At 40.0% G+C, this 17,557-nt stretch carries 15 protein-coding genes, 1 riboswitch and 1 other annotated feature; of the genes, 9 read left to right on the top strand and 6 right to left on the bottom strand.

Annotated features, from left to right (window positions below; genetic code table 11):
* The first annotated feature begins 40 nt into the window (after positions 1–40).
* From AC3ISB_RS24225 to AC3ISB_RS24215, 3 genes are all read left to right on the top strand, one after another.
* A complete protein-coding gene (locus AC3ISB_RS24225; RefSeq protein ID WP_489274728.1) occupies positions 41–3,643 on the top strand; it encodes a CDP-glycerol glycerophosphotransferase family protein in 3,603 nt (1,200 codons plus the stop codon).
* Between the two features lie 103 nt (positions 3,644–3,746).
* On the top strand, positions 3,747–4,718 hold the full coding sequence (gene galE, locus AC3ISB_RS24220; RefSeq protein ID WP_489274726.1) for a UDP-glucose 4-epimerase GalE: 972 nt from the start codon (positions 3,747–3,749) through the stop codon (positions 4,716–4,718).
* 672 nt (positions 4,719–5,390) lie between these two features.
* Positions 5,391–6,671, top strand: coding sequence for a M20 family metallopeptidase (locus tag AC3ISB_RS24215; RefSeq protein WP_489274724.1), 1,281 nt, complete (start codon positions 5,391–5,393; stop codon positions 6,669–6,671).
* A gap of 446 nt (positions 6,672–7,117) precedes the next feature.
* On the opposite strand, the gene AC3ISB_RS24210 is transcribed toward AC3ISB_RS24215, so the two are convergent.
* Positions 7,118–7,942 carry an ATP-grasp domain-containing protein gene (locus AC3ISB_RS24210; protein ID WP_489274722.1) on the bottom strand — a complete coding sequence of 275 codons (825 nt, stop codon included), beginning with the start codon at positions 7,940–7,942 and terminating at the stop codon, positions 7,118–7,120.
* Between the two features lie 64 nt (positions 7,943–8,006).
* Positions 8,007–8,259 (bottom strand) — a binding site (T-box leader).
* Positions 8,260–8,408: 149 nt separating this feature from the next.
* Between AC3ISB_RS24210 and AC3ISB_RS24205 the strand changes: the two genes are divergently transcribed.
* Positions 8,409–9,299 (top strand): PhzF family phenazine biosynthesis protein, encoded by an 891-nt coding sequence (locus tag AC3ISB_RS24205; protein WP_141992534.1) that lies wholly within the window; start codon positions 8,409–8,411, stop codon positions 9,297–9,299.
* Positions 9,300–9,501: 202 nt separating this feature from the next.
* On the opposite strand, the gene AC3ISB_RS24200 is transcribed toward AC3ISB_RS24205, so the two are convergent.
* Together AC3ISB_RS24200 and AC3ISB_RS24195 are read right to left on the bottom strand one after the other, a co-directional pair.
* Positions 9,502–10,221 carry a pentapeptide repeat-containing protein gene (locus AC3ISB_RS24200; RefSeq protein WP_098373033.1) on the bottom strand — a complete coding sequence of 240 codons (720 nt, stop codon included), beginning with the start codon at positions 10,219–10,221 and terminating at the stop codon, positions 9,502–9,504.
* A 16-nt stretch (positions 10,222–10,237) separates the two neighbouring features.
* Positions 10,238–10,516 (bottom strand): PadR family transcriptional regulator, encoded by a 279-nt coding sequence (locus AC3ISB_RS24195; protein WP_370662603.1) that lies wholly within the window; start codon positions 10,514–10,516, stop codon positions 10,238–10,240.
* Positions 10,517–10,776: 260 nt separating this feature from the next.
* On the opposite strand from AC3ISB_RS24195, the gene AC3ISB_RS24190 reads away from it, so the two are divergent.
* From AC3ISB_RS24190 to AC3ISB_RS24175, 4 genes are all read left to right on the top strand, one after another.
* Positions 10,777–11,397 carry a class I SAM-dependent methyltransferase gene (locus AC3ISB_RS24190; protein WP_489277017.1) on the top strand — a complete coding sequence of 207 codons (621 nt, stop codon included), beginning with the start codon at positions 10,777–10,779 and terminating at the stop codon, positions 11,395–11,397.
* Between the two features lie 10 nt (positions 11,398–11,407).
* Positions 11,408–11,542, top strand: coding sequence for a hypothetical protein (locus AC3ISB_RS24185; protein ID WP_339200963.1), 135 nt, complete (start codon positions 11,408–11,410; stop codon positions 11,540–11,542).
* A gap of 179 nt (positions 11,543–11,721) precedes the next feature.
* Positions 11,722–12,426 carry a class I SAM-dependent methyltransferase gene (locus AC3ISB_RS24180; protein WP_489274720.1) on the top strand — a complete coding sequence of 235 codons (705 nt, stop codon included), beginning with the start codon at positions 11,722–11,724 and terminating at the stop codon, positions 12,424–12,426.
* A 416-nt stretch (positions 12,427–12,842) separates the two neighbouring features.
* Positions 12,843–13,676: an STAS domain-containing protein gene (locus tag AC3ISB_RS24175; protein ID WP_480340253.1), complete on the top strand. Its 834-nt coding sequence runs from the start codon at positions 12,843–12,845 to the stop codon at positions 13,674–13,676.
* Between the two features lie 141 nt (positions 13,677–13,817).
* Here the strand turns inward: AC3ISB_RS24175 and AC3ISB_RS24170 are convergent, their stop codons facing one another.
* Entirely contained in the window at positions 13,818–14,474 is a 657-nt protein-coding gene (locus AC3ISB_RS24170; protein WP_098373041.1) for a potassium channel family protein, read from the bottom strand.
* 23 nt (positions 14,475–14,497) lie between these two features.
* On the bottom strand, positions 14,498–15,829 hold the full coding sequence (locus AC3ISB_RS24165) for a TrkH family potassium uptake protein (protein WP_098373042.1): 1,332 nt from the start codon (positions 15,827–15,829) through the stop codon (positions 14,498–14,500).
* Positions 15,830–16,002: 173 nt separating this feature from the next.
* A riboswitch (cyclic di-AMP (ydaO/yuaA leader) is annotated at positions 16,003–16,145 on the bottom strand.
* Positions 16,146–16,476: 331 nt separating this feature from the next.
* Here AC3ISB_RS24165 and AC3ISB_RS24160 point away from each other — a divergent pair.
* Entirely contained in the window at positions 16,477–16,668 is a 192-nt protein-coding gene (locus AC3ISB_RS24160; RefSeq protein ID WP_076370632.1) for a hypothetical protein, read from the top strand.
* A 233-nt stretch (positions 16,669–16,901) separates the two neighbouring features.
* On the opposite strand, the gene AC3ISB_RS24155 is transcribed toward AC3ISB_RS24160, so the two are convergent.
* A complete protein-coding gene (locus AC3ISB_RS24155) occupies positions 16,902–17,501 on the bottom strand; it encodes a TetR/AcrR family transcriptional regulator (protein WP_489274717.1) in 600 nt (199 codons plus the stop codon).
* Positions 17,502–17,557: the final 56 nt, after the last annotated feature.

Below are 17,557 nucleotides of genomic sequence, written 5' to 3'. Positions count from 1 at the left end.
TGAATGGTGAATATAAATCGATAAAAGGGGAGCCTATTTAGTGAATAAGAAGGTAATAAAAAGAAAAGTCGATTTCCTTAAACAGCCTATCGCCAATTTCTTAATGAAGGAAAACCATCAGCGAGTAAATAGATATGCAAAGTATTATGAGAGATTAAGCGTGCAAAAAAACACAATACTATATGAGAGTCGTGATGGAAACAGTATGACTGACAGTCCATACGCGATGTTTAAATATATGCTGGAAAATCAGGACTATCAAGATTTTATGCACATTTGGTCCATCCAGGATTTCAGTGTCCTCTCAGGTGTAATGGCGAAGTATAAGGATATGCCGAATGTTCAATTTGTTCAACGTAATTCAAAGGAATATTTAAAATGGTTGGCAACGAGTGAGTATTTAATCAATAACTCCACATTCCAGTCTTTCTTCATCCCTAAAAGCGATCAAATTTACATCAATACCTGGCATGGAACGCCCCTTAAGAATATGGGCTTCGATATTCCCGGTAACCCTTCGGTCTCTCAAAACGTCGTTAGGAACTTTTTAAGTGCGGATTTCATTTTGAGCCCTAATGCCCATACTACCAACATATTTACACATAGCTATAAGTTAAATGGATTGTATAAAGGTGAAATCATAGAAGAAGGATATCCGAGGATCGATTTGACGCTGAACACGAATCCGGAGGAGTATAAGGATTATCTAAGAACGCTAGGTTTGAAAATCAGTGATGCTAAGGAAAATATTTTATATGCCCCGACTTGGAAGGGGACGAATCTGGCCAAAGTAGATAACGATCTTCTGCAAATCATTGCAGATATTAATGATTTACAAAGTCAAATCGGTGAACAATATAACCTATTCATTAAGGTGCATCCATTTTTATATAAAGAAGCTGCCAAGCATTCGGAAATCAAGGATCGACTAATACCTGACCATGTGGATACAAATGAATTGCTTGCTGCAGTCGATTTGCTTATCACGGACTATTCCAGTATCTTCTTTGATTACCTTGTTACCGATAAGCCAATTCTGTTTTACACATGGGATACGGACGTTTATGCTGAGCAAAGGGGACAATATCTCCAAAATGACGAACTCCCGGGACCGATGCTTTTTAACTCAAAAGAATTGGCACAGGCCATTAAAGATATTAAAAATGTGAAATCGAGATATTCCGAAAAATATAAAAAAATGCAGGGAAAATTCACGAACCATGAGGATGGAAAAGTAACAGAGAGAATAGTCAAAAATATTTTCAATAAGTCTACGAAACAACTGAACACAATTACCAGCCTGGATTCCGCAAAGGAAAAAATATTGATTTATCCGGGTGGATTGAGGGATAACGGAATTACATCTTCTTTCCTTAACTTAATGAATAATATTGATTACGATAAATATGATGTCAGCTGTTTTACTGCCACTCCTCACTCGCACGAGGTTTTGAAAAATATGGGCAAGGTTAATAAGAATGTACGTTTTCTATTCAAACCTGGCTTGCCTGTGTATAAATTTTTGGAAGTCTACAAAGATAAATTCATCCATAACAGAGGGGAAAGAGGGTTCTTAGGGAAGAAGCTTTACCCGGAAAATGCCTATATTAGAGAGCATGCACGTTTATTCGGTAAAACGAAGTTTGATTTTGTGATTGATTTTAGCGGTTATAGCCATTATTGGGCTAAATATCTGCTGGCGGCAGATGCAAAAAAGAAAGTTTGTTATATGCATAATGATTTGCTTTCTGATAGTGAGCGTATCATTAATGGAAAGAGACCTCACCGTATTAATCTACGAGGTATTTTTTCGGTATACAATCGATTTGATAAACTTGTAAGTGTTTCTGAGGGAACGATGGAATTAAACCGAAAGAATCTATTGGAGTATGCAGACTTCGATAAATTTGATTATGTAATGAATTCTATCAACCCGGATAAAATCCTTCAAATCGAGTCAAATGAATCTGAAGTTATCGAAAATGATGAAAAGGCATTGATCACAGAAAACTTCAAAGCAAGGGCGATATTAAGGGATGTTAAGGATAATCATGTTTGGAATACCCTTCCGGGAATTTCGAATGCCACTCAATTTCCACTGGAAGAACGATTTGAAGGTGCTGAAATCGTGATTTCGAGAAAGGCCTATGCTAATCAGAACACTTTTTACAAATTCAGCCATAACAATCAAATCATTGGCTGGATTAGTGAAGAAGCTGTGGAGCTGTTGCCAGACAGCATCATTTATGAAAAAGAAGTGGATAAAATTGCCAGGTTAGTAAGACCTCGATCAAACTATATTTGGTCGTTGCCTTATAAGGTTGAAGGAACGTACAAAATTTCTGGCAGTCATGATTTTAAAGGGATCATTGTAAACGTCGATAAGGAAGCAAAAACCCAGCATTCGATTTATAGCAGAATATCTGTAAAAGATAAGATAATAGGCTGGATAGATAATTCGGCTTTATCCATGCTTGAACATTGTACAATCAATGAAGACATGAGCTTAAATGACAAGCTGCAAATCATGATGAAAAGAAAGTATATAATATCCAGAAACTATAAAAACAATAAAAAGTTCATTGATAAGATTGAGAATAGGACGCTGAAGGAAATAAACACGGGTAATCAGAAGTACGGAAAAATAACTAATCCGGAGGAGCATACGATCTGGACGAAGGCTTATCCGAACTACAAGGCTAAAAGAGTGAGTAAGGCAATCGATTTTGAAGGGCAAATCGTCAGAATCATAAAGTATAACAGAACCAACAAAGGCGGCTATTACCTTTTCGAAATCGATAATAAGAAAATTGGCTGGTTAAATACGGGGGCATTCGAAGTCATAGAAGAGCCAATCCTGTTAAAAGAACGGGAAGTGCGCGGCACTGCCGAAATTAACTTAGGTGATTATAATATTTGGGATAAGCCTTATGGGCTTCAAGATGCCATGGTCTTGGAAAATGGGCCAAGCTTTAATGGCCGGATCGTGGAATTCGATAAAGAATCGGTTACCCAACTTGGCACTTATGCCCATATATTATTGGACGGGATATCTATAGGCTGGATCGATAAACAGGCGTTAAGCGTACAAGAGGTCCATGGATTGGAAGTGAATAATCAATTCGTTCCATATCCTGATAAAAATGATTTTAACTTTGTCAATATGGGAAGATTATCACCTGAAAAAGGCCAAGATAATTTGATTCGTGCATTCGCAGGCTTTCATGAAAAACACAAAAATAGTAAACTGTATATTTTAGGACAAGGACCTTTAAAGGAAGATTTGCAGGCAATCATTGATGAGCTGGACTTAAATCATTCCATTCATCTTTTGGGCCAGCTTGAAAATCCATTTTCGTTCATGGAAAAATGTGACTGCTTCGTTCTTTCCTCACATTATGAAGGGCAGCCTATGGTATTATTGGAGGCAATGACTTTAGGAATGAAAATCATGGCTACTGATATAGTGGCTAACCGAACCGTTTTGGAAAACGGTAAATATGGTTTACTTGTCGAAAATAGCATAGATGGACTGGAAAAGGGCTTATCTACCATGGTTAGTAATGATAATCCTAAACTAGCGAAGTTTGATTACACCCAATATAATGGATTGGCCATGGAAACCTTCAATAAATGCTTATAAAATGAGGGAGGTCCTTATAATTAGACCTCACACTAAATGCATATATAGGTTGAGAAAATTGGCAAGAATTCATTTAAGCTTAAAGTAAAAGGGGAAATTCTATATGATTTTGGTCGTTGGCGGTGCAGGATATATTGGAAGTCATCTTGTAAAAGAGTTAGTGAATACTGAAGAGGTTGTCATTCTGGATAATCTCTCAACCGGTTTTCGTTCGCTGGTCGATTCGAAGGCCATCTTGGTGGAAGGAAATTTAGGGGACGAAGCGGTCTTGAATGATATATTCCTTAAGTATCCCATTAAAGCTGTTATGCACTTTGCTGCAAATAGCTTGGTTGGGGAGTCTGTCCAAGATCCTTATAAATACTTTGAAAATAATGTAGGTGCAACTCTTACATTGTTGAATACCATGCTCAAGCATGATGTTAAGAATTTCATTTTTTCATCAACGGCAGCTACTTACGGGATACCGAATGTTGATATGATTGATGAGGATCAGCCAACCAATCCGATTAATCCATATGGCCGCTCGAAATTGATGGTAGAGCAGATCTTAGGAGACTTCGCAAAAGCATATGGACTTCATTATGTCGTCTTGCGTTACTTTAATGCGGCCGGAGCACATGCATCGGCAGAAATCGGTGAAAGCCATGATCCGGAAACACACTTGATTCCGATTATATTACAGCATTTATTAGGTCAACGTGAGAAGATTTCCGTGTTTGGTACGGACTATGACACAGAAGATGGCACTTGCATCCGTGATTATATCCATGTAACGGATTTAGCTCAAGCCCATATAATCGCGCTTCAAGCCCTTTTATCCGGAAAGAAGGATACGGCCACCTACAATCTTGGGAATGGAAAAGGATTTTCGGTTAAGGATGTAATCGACACTTGTGAAAAAGTCACGGGAGTGAAACCGACCATCGAGTATGCAGACCGTCGCCCTGGAGATCCAGCCCGTCTTGTTGCTTCGGCTAATAAGATATATGAAGAACTTGGATGGAAAGCATCGATAGATTTGGAAGAAATCATTGAAAGTGCGTGGAAATGGCATAAATCACAATTGAAATAAAGGCCCGGATAGATTAAAAGTTGTTTCAGACTGTAGACAAACTCGAAGAAAAGCGAGTTTGCCTGCAGTTTTTTTATTTGTAAAAAGGTTGCAGTTGATTTCAGAAATCCGCTCCCTTTTTGATTCTATGTTTGTTTAATTAATTATCGTTATTAAACAGACAAGTTTAGCATTAGTATTAATATCTATATAACTTTGTAAGCTCACAAATGTTTTTTAGGGGGGATAGCTTGTCCATCGAGCCTGCTTGACGGTTGCTTGATGCAACCTCTAAAACTTACAGTAGCGCCTTCGGGTAGAAGGTTCCTGAGCATAGGGGATAAGAGTGCCTTCCAGCCGTTTCAATGCTTCACCTCAGCAAGTCAAAAACCCTAAAACCAGTCAAGCATAATTAGCTAAACGGAGGTTAGGCATTACCACTACATAATCTTATATTTACTATATAAGGGTAGCTTCAGGAAAATGCGGATTTACAACGTTAAGCACATTTTCCGGACGCTACCCCTATATATCTTTGGCTCATTAAGTTTAACTATAGCATTGAACGCGACTTTAAATAACATGTATCAAATGTTTCCCCACTTTTAACCCCAGAAATATGATCTAGGAACAGCACATAGAATAGTATAGAAATACTGCAGCTAATACTGGACATGGAGGGGATGTATTTATATGAGTACCAGAATAATCCGGCAGCTGATAAGGTCAAGGCAACAGGAATTAGTCGAACTTGCTGCTTCATTTATTCGAATTCCAACTGAAAATCCATCGCCCGAGTTTATGAAGCAGTCAGCAGAAATGGGACGCCATATTAGCCGATACCTAGCAGCAAAAGGGTTCTTGATTACCGAGCACCGCCGTAGCGAAAATGCGCTGGTTACTGTGGTCTGTGATGCTCCCTTAACCAGGGTACCTGGTCCACGGCTCCTATTTTGTGGACATACAGATGTCGTACCTGCAGGCGATTGTTCACATTGGACCTTCGATCCTTTCTCAGGAGAAGTCAGAGCAGGTATGCTTTTGGGTAGGGGAGCCTCCGATATGAAAGGAGGCTTGGCATCACTGGTTTTTGTGGCTGGACTACTTCAGGAGTTCGCCCCCACTCTTAATTTGAAAGGTAGCCTAGGAGTTATTGCCTCTCCGGATGAAGAGACTGGCGGCATTGAGGTGGCCTCGCTCCTGGATCAAGGATTGATTAAGGGTGATGCTTGTCTGATTGGTGAACCAACGGACCCCCACCATCCGAATGCCGGTGAAAAGGGCAAGGCATGGATGCAGGTGATCATACCAGGTCAGACAGATCATGGCAGCCTACAACCGCTTTATGGAATCTCGGCCGTACGAAGAGGGGCAGCCGCGGTCGAAGCACTAACCAAGCTATGGGAGCTCAAGGCAACGCCTCCGGCAGAGCCTTGTCAACTTTTGTACAATACTGAGTGGCTCCTATCTCAGCGTCTAGGAAATCCCTTACTGTCACAGTTACTTTATCGTCCCTCTTACAATCCAGGTGTAATTCAGGGCGGAACAAATGTGAACGTCGTCGCAGACAAGTGTATCATTAAAGTGGATACCCGGGTTCCATTCGGTATGAAGCCCGAGTTTGTACTTGATGTCGCTAGGAATCTTGTTAGTGCTGTAGCGCCAGGTGCGGTTGTAGAGCCAATGGTACCCTGTACTAACCCGAACTGGACCTTAGAGAATCGTCCAATTGTCAGGGCCATAGAACTGGGAATCCAGAGTGTCCTTGGAATGGAGGAACCCGTCTTCAGCGTACTTTTGCTTGGTTCAAGTGATGCCAGTCACTTCCGGCGCCATGGCATTGATACCGTCCTTTACGGTCCTGGGCTGGAACACACTATCCATGGGTACGATGAGCGGGTTTCAGTGGAGAACTTAGTAGAATCTGCCGAGATATATGCTGAGGCGGCAGTCAAATATCTTAGGTCATTTTAAATCTATTTTCACTAAACTTTATGCAGGTTAATGATGCAGGGAATACTGCACGTGCTACTGTTAAGGTTCTCTTTCAAGGTGTATATGGTGGTGGTTATTGGTGGGAATATTATATACTCGTTGGTATTAATTCTTTAGTTCAATGACTAAATACTTTAATACAACTTTCATTTAACTATCTCCTTTTAGGAATTCGGTTAGTATATCAAACTTTGTTTTTCCAAATGACGGCTAAAAAGAAGAGATCGCAAACCTCGCCTGCGATTCATAAAATCGGAGCTTGCAAGTGAGATTCTTATTTGTCCATAAATAAAGTGGTGAAAGTTTAATTCTAAAACTCCACCACTCTTTTATTTTCTTCTTTGTCTTCTGTCTATTTCCAATATTTTTTCTTCTAACTTTTTTCCGCCGTTGACGCAGTTATTCGACCTACCTCGCACTTTATACTAAGCCTGAAGTGCTTTCTGTAAGGATTTTTTCATGGCTTTTACAAAATTCTGGCGTGTTTCATCGGTTAATTCCAACAGGGAAAGATAGGGGTTTAGATCTTCAAGTTCTACTAATAAAAGTTCACCTTGTTCATTCCGGCAGGCATCAACGCGTTGGATTCCCCAATCAAGATTGTTCCATTCAATAAATCGTTTAGCAAAGGCCAGATCTGCTTCAGTAGGTTTATATTCTTTTAATTCCCATCTTTTCTCTTTGTCAGGCGCATAGAGGGCATACTGAAATTCCGTATCGATAAAATAAAAAGAGACTTCATACTCAAAGTTGATAAATGGCTGCACCAATGTGTTCTTTGATTCTGAATCCATTTTATTTCCCAATTCTTCTTTCGTGGCAAATTCCAAACCGATGGAATCCGCGCCATCTTTCGGCTTAACTATATACATTTCCACATCAGGAAGTTTATTTAAGGATTCAAGTGTATCGATGGTCGGAATGACAGGGAATTGAGCATTCGTCAGTTCAATTAAGTATTCCTTCCCGTTCATATCAGCCTTTCCAACAAATGAATTGTACGTTTTCAAATAACCAGCAGCCACTCTGTTACGGAATGCTAGATACTTATCTTTAAAATTGGCGACTGGACCGGCATTTCGAAATACGATTAGGTCAAAATCCTTTTCAAACGTTTCAATGTCTTCAGGATGGCATAGTACTAATTGAAAATCTTCTCTAAGTTTCGAAGTAAGGAACAAATCCTCCTCATAATAATTTCTTCCTTTTGCTTCATAGTATAAATCTGTTACGAATAATAGTGTCTGCATTATTCCTGCACCTGCTTTTCCGTTATTTTCATTGATTATGATAAAAACAAAAAATCCCGTCTCATTAAGAGACGAGATTTTAACTCGCGGTACCACTCTTGTTTAATAAAATGCTTCGAGAGCACATTACTACCCTTTACAAACGCACAATAGTACGTTGTCCCATATAACGGGGGAAACCGGTAAAGCTTACTGAAGATTGGGCTTTACTTCTCGGGGATGATTTTCGGTTATATTCTGGACACTGGCTTTCAGCAAAGCACCAGCTCTCTTTGGAACAGAAGCTATAACGTACTCCTTCCCTTCATGGAATTTTACAATTAGATGAATTTGAGTAATTGTACAATAGTCAGAAAATAAAATCAATGGTCGTTTCACTAAGTATAGGACGAAAGAGGGATTTTGATGGAGATATAGAATTACTATTAAAAGAGAAGCACCATTCATTTAATAGGAGATGTTAGATTTGAAAATGGTAAGGGTTTTTCATTACGATGCGTTCAGTAGTAAACCGAATAAAGGAAATCCGGCAGGTGTCGTTTTAGATGCGGATGGACTGACGGAAAAGGAAATGCAGGATATAGCGCTGAAGGTGGGGTTCAATGAAACCTCTTTTCCCATGAAGTCCGATATTGCGGATCTTAGAATCCGTTATTTTACACCAGGACACGAAATGAATCTCTGCGGTCACGCGACAATGGCTACCATCCATGCACTGAAGAGCAGGGGATTATTGGATAAAGATGAGCTGATGATTGAAACAGGAGCAGGAATATTGCCAATCAAGATCCATACGACCGCGGATCAAGAGGTATACATTACGATGAAGCAGGCCGCGCCACAGTTTGAAGAGTTTAGCGGAGATAAGGTCGGCTTGGCCAGTTCCCTGGGACTTGATATAGAAGATCTGGAAAATGAATTACCTATTGTTTACGGAAGTACAGGCTTATGGACTTTACTGGTTCCGGTAAAAGAACGCGATTCATTCAAAAGGATGAAGGCGAACAATAAACTGTTTCCGCAATTATTAAAGGAAATGCCAAGAGCTTCTGTTCATCCCTTTTGCCTGGAAACGTATGATAGTGATGCCCATATGCATGCCAGGCATTTTTCCTCGCCATTTTCAGGTACGCTTGAAGACCCTGTTACGGGAACGGCTTCAGGTGTAATGGGCGCTTATTATGCAAAATACATAAAGGATGGTCTTGAAGATGAGGTGCACCTGTTAATCGAACAGGGACATGAAATCGGGAAGGATGGGAGAGTTCGCGTTACGGCTACCAAAAACCATGACATATACGATATTGAAATCACCGGGAATGCTGTCTACGTTAAAGAATTTGAAGTGGAAGTCTAAAGGTTCATGCAGAGGAGGATGGGCGGTTGAATGATAATCATATAAAAACCCTGTGCTAAGACTTTTCGTGTCTTAGCACAGGGTTCTTATTGAATCATTCTCCCATGCTCATTCCTTTTAAAACGACCGCAGTCAGAAACACGGTCACGCAAATGATTGAGGTAGATACTTACAATCGCTATCGGTAAAGTCAAACCCTCCTTTAGATGATGGTCACGCCGCTAAGATCAACCTTAGCTCCAGGTAAAAAGTTATAAGTGAGTTTATCCATCGAAGCTCCAGTAAAGTCGATTTTCTTTAAATCGGACATCCGAAATTGAACATTGATGAGTGTGGCATCGCGAAATGATGCCTTTTTCAATGAAGAACCCTCGAAAATGGTTTGTTTGAATGTTTCCTTATCAAAAATAAGACCTGATAAATTACAGCCTTTAAAATGGGTTTTATTATAAATGCAGTTCTTGAAAGTTACTCCTTTTAAATTTGCACTTTTAAATAAGGTACTGGTTAAATTGGCGTTTTCAAAGATGCAATTATTTAAGTTAGTGCTTTTAAATGTGCTGTTCGTCAGGTCGGAATGACTGAAATCAGAACGGCTTAAATCGCAGGAATTAAATTTTCCATCATGCACCGAAACCGAGCGGAAGTCGGAATCCAATAAGCGTTGCCTGGAATAGTCCATGCTTATCGCCTGCTCAAGCACATTGTATTGCAGATTGAGCGATTCCATGAGCTCTGATACTTCCCCAATCGAATCCACAGTCAGCTTATACGCTTCCTGCTCACTGGCACCATTCCTTCTATGGTCATTGTATTTTTCCAGTAAGTTTTGCAGCAGTTCTTCTTCCAATTCCTTTGCTGTTTTTGCACTTTTGTACGGGGCAAAAATGTTATGAACATGTGCATTCAGTTTTTCAATCACATTTCATCTTCCTTTCTTACAAGAGGCGCTCAAGTATTCGCTTGGCCTGCTCCCAGTCATTTTTATTTTGGATATATGTGTCTTCCCCGATCGGGGTGATTTTGTAATATTTCCTTCTCCCGCCTTGTGTGGCATCTCCCCAATAAGAGATGATGCATCCGTCCTTTTCCAGTCGTTTTAAGCTGGAATACATCGTCGCTTCCTTAATTTCATATTGCTCATCCGAATCCATATATATCAGTTTGCTGATTTCATAACCATATTTATCGCCACTTTGCAGGAGTTTTAGAATCATCGTATCTACATGTCCGCGAAGCAAGTCAGAGGATAGTTGTCGTTGAACCAAATCCTCACCTCCTTTGGTATATCTTATAGTATATTACTATGACAGTCAAGGTAATGTGTTTGAAATGAATCGCTCAGGTGTAATGTCTGCATTAAAGCGGGCAGGGAAGCGCCGCATGGAGATTAATCTTACTAATTAGCCAGATATAATATCCGCTTGAAAGGGATATTTAATGCTTTATAGAAAAAGTAAGCAAGGTGGTGGGGATGTTGAATAATTCGTGGAATAAAGTGATTTATAAGGTTTGGTCGCCGATTTATGACAAAATCTTCAATTCTTATCTCTTTTTAGATGCCAGGAAAAGAATATTTGAAGAGATGCATTTTCAAGATCATGCAAAGGTTCTGTTTGTGGGCGTAGGTACGGGGGCCGATTTGGAGGTGGTCAAGAACCTTGACCTTGAGATAACGGCGATAGACCTGTCAGCCGATATGCTAAAAAAAGCGATGGGGAAATTTGATAATACATCGATCAATTTTCTCGAGATGGATGCACAGCATATGGAATTCGATAATGAATCGTTTGACTATATAGTGGGAAGTTTGATTCTTTCCGTCGTACCTGATGCCGATGAATGCCTTCAGGAAATGATCAGGGTTTTAAAAGGCGAGGGAAAAATCATACTATTCGATAAGTTTATCTCTAAAGATGAAGTGCTTTCACTACCCAAAAAGCTTCTGAGACCCATCATAAGGTTTTTAGGAACGGATATTGGCTTGCGGTTTGAAGACTTGTTCAGTAGACATGATAAGAGTGTGAAAATTGAAGAAGATCGACCGGTCATGCTGAATGGAATGTATAGGAAGATAATCATCAGTAAACGTATGTGATGGAGGAGGCATGTTTCAGAAGTGGATCGGGAGTCAATTGAAAAATCCGAAAGGACCCCTATCCAAATTGAATAGCAATGGAAATGATACTATTCTGGAAGTCGGAATCGGAAATGGCTCCACATATCCAGATTGGCTCAAGTGAACATTCTTGGCAAAAATTAAGGTGCCGACATTTCAGAAGAGATGGTCAAAGTAGCAATGAGGAAGAATAGGGAGCGTCTGAATGCCATATGTTACGTATTTTTGATGCAGCTGTTACATAGGCACAGGCTGAAACCAGTATAATTAAATGGTGGGGTAAAATGGGAAGAGGTGAAGGTATTGTCGGAGACGATTACAACCTATGAAGATTTATTGAATATGCTGGACTCGTTATTGCGTGAGCCAACTGCATTCTGGAATGATTTTTATGAAGACCGTGAAAAGGGGGTCCCCTTTTTCGAAAATTTCCCTGATGAGAATTTGGTTACTTATTTTAATGGTGGGTTAATTGGGCCAGGAAAGGTTCTTGAGCTTGGATGCGGACCTGGGAGAAATGCCATTTACCTTGCTCAAAAGGGCTGTTCCGTTGATGCGGTGGATCTTTCGAAGGAAGCACTGGACTGGGGAAAAGAACGAGCGGCAGAAAAGAAAGTGCACGTGAACTTCATTCAAAGGAATATATTTGATTTGGATATTGATGAAGGGCAATATGACTTCGTGTATGATTCAGGTTGTTTTCACCATATTGCTCCACATCGAAGGATCAATTATTTGGAGATGGTGAAAAAGGCGTTAAGGCCTAAGGGATTGTATTCGATTACTTGTTTTGTCAAAGGCGGTATATTGGGTGGTGCAGATCTTTCAGATTGGGAAGTATATAGGCAGGGAAGCCTTAAAGGCGGATTAGGTTTTACTGAAGAAAAACTCAGAATGATCTTCAAGGAATTTGACGTGCTGGAAATACGTAAAATGAGGAAAATGGAACAATCCGATGAAACGTTTGGGGTGCAAGGCTTATGGACGGCCTTATTTATGAAAAAGTAATTCTCATAAGATGGGCGAAATGGTGATGAACGGAGGATCTGGGAGCAGGTCCTTTTTTGTTATAAAGAAAAGGGAGGATTTGTTAAAGAAATATAAAAATGGTAAACAATAATAATGAAATGCTTTTTGGGTGAACGCAGATTTACCAGAATAATAGATGTAGGTTCCTGCAAATTTTTTTAAAAAAAACAGTGGTTGTATGGTTTCAAAAACAGCTGGGAAGGTATATGGAAAGAGGGGACCATTGGGTATCAGGTCATGACATTTCATGTATTGAAGAAATTATCTTCGATGCTTACTTTGATGATATTTCAATAGCCTGACAATGCTGATTTCTGTAATTAGCTGCATTGGATTTATTGATTACTGAGACCAATTGGAATGCTATTTTATAAAAAAAATAGGTGGAGAAACTTATGCATAGAAATAAAGAACTATATTCCTTTTTATTGGGTGTGGCAGGACAATTAACTGAGGATTGGTACGCAACATTGAATAAGAACGATAAGGCGGGGGTTTATAGCTCAACCGATCTCAAAGTGATTAAAAAACTTAAGCAGCAAAATAATGAATTCCATTTACGTTTCTTTCAGGTCTTTGTTACAGAAGAGAGGGAATTCTTTAATTGGCTTGGTGATTGGATTGAAGATATCGGTCAGGATGAGCAGCATTTAAACACACCCATCTATTTTATATTGAGGGAGTTCTTTCGAACGCAAGAGCAATACCTTGATTATATTGACCGGTTTGTGGGATTGCATGGAGATAAATATACGCAGGAAGAAATAAATTCCTGGTATCGGATAGTGGTGAAGGTGTTCAGTGAAGTGATGGAGAGGTTTACGGAAGCGAATCATAGATATGCCAATAAAATCATGAAAGCCCAACAGGCAACGATCGATGAATTGAGCACTCCCATCATTTCCCTTAAAGATAACACGGCTTTGCTTCCCCTGATAGGCGATATTGACACGACTAGGGGCATGTCCTTGCTTGAAAACACATTACAAAAGTGCGCTGAAAAAAATGTCACAAGGCTTTTCATTGACCTATCGGGCGTTCATGCAATTGATGGTGCATCCGCTCACCAGCTGTCACAATTGATTGAATCCTTACATTTGATCGGTATTCAAACAACCCTTTCAGGACTTCGGCCGGAAATAGCCATGACTGCCGTTAAGCTTCATCTGCCTTTTGATAAAGTGACGATAAAGTCCACTCTTGCCCAAGCAATCAGTACGATAAAATAATACATACATATCCAGGGCATAGGGATGCTCGTTATAAATATCATCGAGAAGACCTCCATATGGCGGTCTTCTCGCATGTATAAGTGATGCTGCATTCAAATAGGTACAGGGCCCATAAAGCAAGAGCCGGAACCTGTTGGATTATTCAATATTGGCAAAGACGGCTAGATCTTCTTTATTGCCAACCACTAAAAGTATATCATTTTCATGGATATCCTGATCCGGTGAGGGGGCTATGATGATTTCTCCATTACTCACGATGGCAATGACGCTGATATTATATTTTGCCCGTAGATCAAGCTCCCTGAGGCTTTTTCCCTTCATGCTCATGGGGAGGATGATTTCCTCGATATTGTATTCTTTAGAGAGTTCTATATAGTTCAGCATGTTAGGGGACAGGAGTTGATTCGCGACCCGCTCCCCCATATCCCTCTCAGGATAGATGACCCAGTCGGCCCCGACTTTAGTGAGCACCTGACCGTGATTTTTATTAAGAGCTTTGGCAATGACCTTATCTACCCCAAGCTCTTTTAAAAGCAAGGTAGTTAAAATGCTCGATTGCATGTCATTTCCGATGGCTACGATGACACAATCGAAATTACGGATTCCGATTGATTTCAATGTCTCTTCTTCAGTCGTATCCGCCATGATAGCATGGGTAACGCTCAGTTCCGCATTCTCGACTCTTTCCTCGTTGACATCAATACCCAATACCTCTTGGCCAGCCGTATATAATCTATGGGCCACACTGGTTCCGAATCTGCCTAGACCGATCACGGCATATTGTCGTTTTCCCATCTTTTACACTCCTTCATTTATGTTTAACCAATCATGATTTTCCCTTTTGGACGTCGGAACGGATCTGGTTTGCGCCTCATAGCGATGGCAAAGGCCAAAGTCAAAGGACCCACACGGCCTGCAAACATCGTGAAAATGATGAGCATCCGGCCAACCGGTGATAATTCAGGGGTCAAACCCATTGAAAGTCCCACGGTGGCAAATGCTGAAGTGGCTTCAAATAAAATCATCAAGAAGTCACTTCCGCTTTCAGTGATGGTCAGCAGAATGGAGATGATTGAAACCATGAATACGCCAATGAATGTAACGGACAATGCTTTAAAGATCGTTTCACTCACAATGCGGTGCCGGAATAATACCACATCACCCTTTCCTTTAATCTGTGACCAAACCGTTCCGACAAGCGTTGCCAATGTAGTCGTTTTAATCCCGCCGCCAGTCGATCCGGGTGAAGCCCCGACGAACATCAAGAAAATGATGAGCAGTAATGTAGGCTGAGTTAAATCAGGGATATTCAGCGTATTGGAGCCTGCCGTCCTTGGTGATACCGATTGAAATAATGATGACAGCATTTTACCCATGAAAGATAAAGGCTGCAATGTCTTGGCATTGCCGAACTCGAATAAAAAGATTAAAATTGCGCCGGCAATCGTAAGTGCCAAGCTAGTCGTCAGAACAATCTTCGTATGTATGGATAAACGATGGGTATCACGGTATTCGTATATTTCATTCATCACGATAAAACCTATTCCGCCAAACGTGATGAGGAAGACGACCGTAAGGGTCACGAAGGGGTCCGATACATAAGGGGTCAAACTCTTGAATTCCCCCATTAAATCAAAGCCGGCATTATTGAAATTCGATATGGAATGAAAAAACCCGTAATAGATTGCTTTGCCGATTGGCATGTCAAAAGAAAAGCGAATCGATAGAATAAGGGCACCCATGCCCTCAATGATTGCCGTGAAAATTAAAAGCCGTTTCACTAACCTGACTACACCTGCCATGGATAGATTATTTAAGGATTCCTGCAAGAGTAACCTGCCTTTTAAAGAAATCTTTTTGCCTAAAAGGAAAAAGAAAAATGTCGCAAATGACATGAACCCTAAACCGCCTATCTGTATCAGTGTTAAGATGACCAACTCACCAAAAGTGGTGAAGGTCGTTCCTGTATCCACTACGACCAGTCCTGTTACACATGTAGCGGAAGTCGAGGTGAATAAAGCATCCAGAAAAGAAAGACCATTTCCATTTTCTGTGGAAATCGGCAGGGTTAATAAATAGGCCCCAATAAGTATCAGGATGGCAAAGCCTAGTACAAGTATTTTGGGCGGATCCAATAAATTTTTTTTCATTCTCAAATGATCATCCCTACCTAAAAAAATTGTGTGAAACTGTATGTGATTTTAATCATCAATCTGCTTTCAGAAATCTTTTTAAAGGCATAATAAAAAGACCAGCGAAAACTACGAACAGTTATTTTGCCACAAAAAGCGTGCAAAAAAACTCCCGAAATAGGCGGTCTTATGACCTCCTTCGCTTTAGCCGACGAAGTTAGCTGACGGGTAGGATGGCGAAAGAGCTGATCTCATCCCTTCTGCAAGGCAGAATTAACCCCAATTGATTGGGTCCTCCGTACTCAATTCCCTTGAGTTTAGGCCGAAATGCATTAAATTGATAAACGTATTCTACTCCCATCATTTAGCAGTTGTAAACCCCTAAATCGTAAAAAAATATTTCTTTAACAAGACTGAAAATTTACGTTTCATTTACATTTTAAAAACGTATTGACAAATATTAGTTAGCACATTATGATAGGTTCGATTAATCCGATTATGATAACCAGCATCGATGTACTTTATTCAATACTTTCAAGCAGAACACACTATTTGCCAATCAAAATTTGTAATATATATTATGTTTCTTTTGTAAATGATAAAGAAAAAAAGCATTGCATTCGTATTTAAAAATTCAACACATTTTATTAAAAAGGCGGGCAATTATGGAGAAGACGTTCAATAGATATGTTATTAATGCTACAGGCAAGGGTGGCCAGACATATTTAACACAATGCCAGGATAAAGATGCACTAAGGAAATGGATAGCCGATCATGAGGATCAAATCATCATGGATGAGTTAAGGATAACGGATAAGAAAAAGAATCCGTTTTTAAAATTGTTTTCCCTAAGGTAAATCAACAAAATCCTAACATCATTAGGTATTCAATTATGAAATCCCTGTGCTCTATCCGGGAACGCTGAGCGAAAAATCCATATCTTGTTTTGCTTTTAAACTCATTTATTTTAAATGAGTTTTTTTGCTATGAGCATCTCTAAGAGCAGGTATTATTCCGTTGGTGATATAGGAGCGGAAGCCAAGATGTAATCAGATTTAAAGGTATGTTGATGGAACATGCCTTTGATCGTTCATTGTATGAATGTGCGCAATTGGCTGATGAAGTTCAAGATTTGAAAATGGATTTTCGCCATTTCTTCCGCCGTCTGCTCTTCACAATTCTCCAGCCACTCCTGTATCACCCCTAAAATCGCCGATGTCATGAAGGCGTGCATATACATGCGGAATGCTTCATCTTTAGCTGCTGGATGATGGCTGATCAAACGCTCCAATAGTACTTCACCGAATACGCGCTTTATTTTTTTCGCTAAAGAAGGATCGCCCTTATCACCAAGAATGGCCCTCAAAGCGTGGGCATGCTCACTGATGAATTGAAAAATCGCTATGAAGGGCGGGTAAAGCTGTTGTTGATGAAGAGCCATAAAAGCCTCTTTCGGCAAAATGGCAGTAATGCGAGTTTGAAGTTCATTTAACAATTCCTGCTGTAAGTGATCCATCAATTCATATTTATCTGTGTAATGCAAATAGAATGTGCCCCGATTAATGTTGGCGCGCTCTGCAATTTTCTTCACTGATACATGTGAGAACCCCTCTGCTTCAACGAGTGCAATGAAATGATATTGTATCTGCATTTTCGTCTTTTGTACCATATCCTCATGAATCGATGCCATGGAATGTCTCCTTCACTGAACATTTTTCCAAATGTGTTGATTGTATTAGACCAAAT

This window comes from Peribacillus sp. GL_122 (genome assembly GCF_057835005.1).
This window is presented reverse-complemented; position numbering and strand designations above follow the sequence as displayed.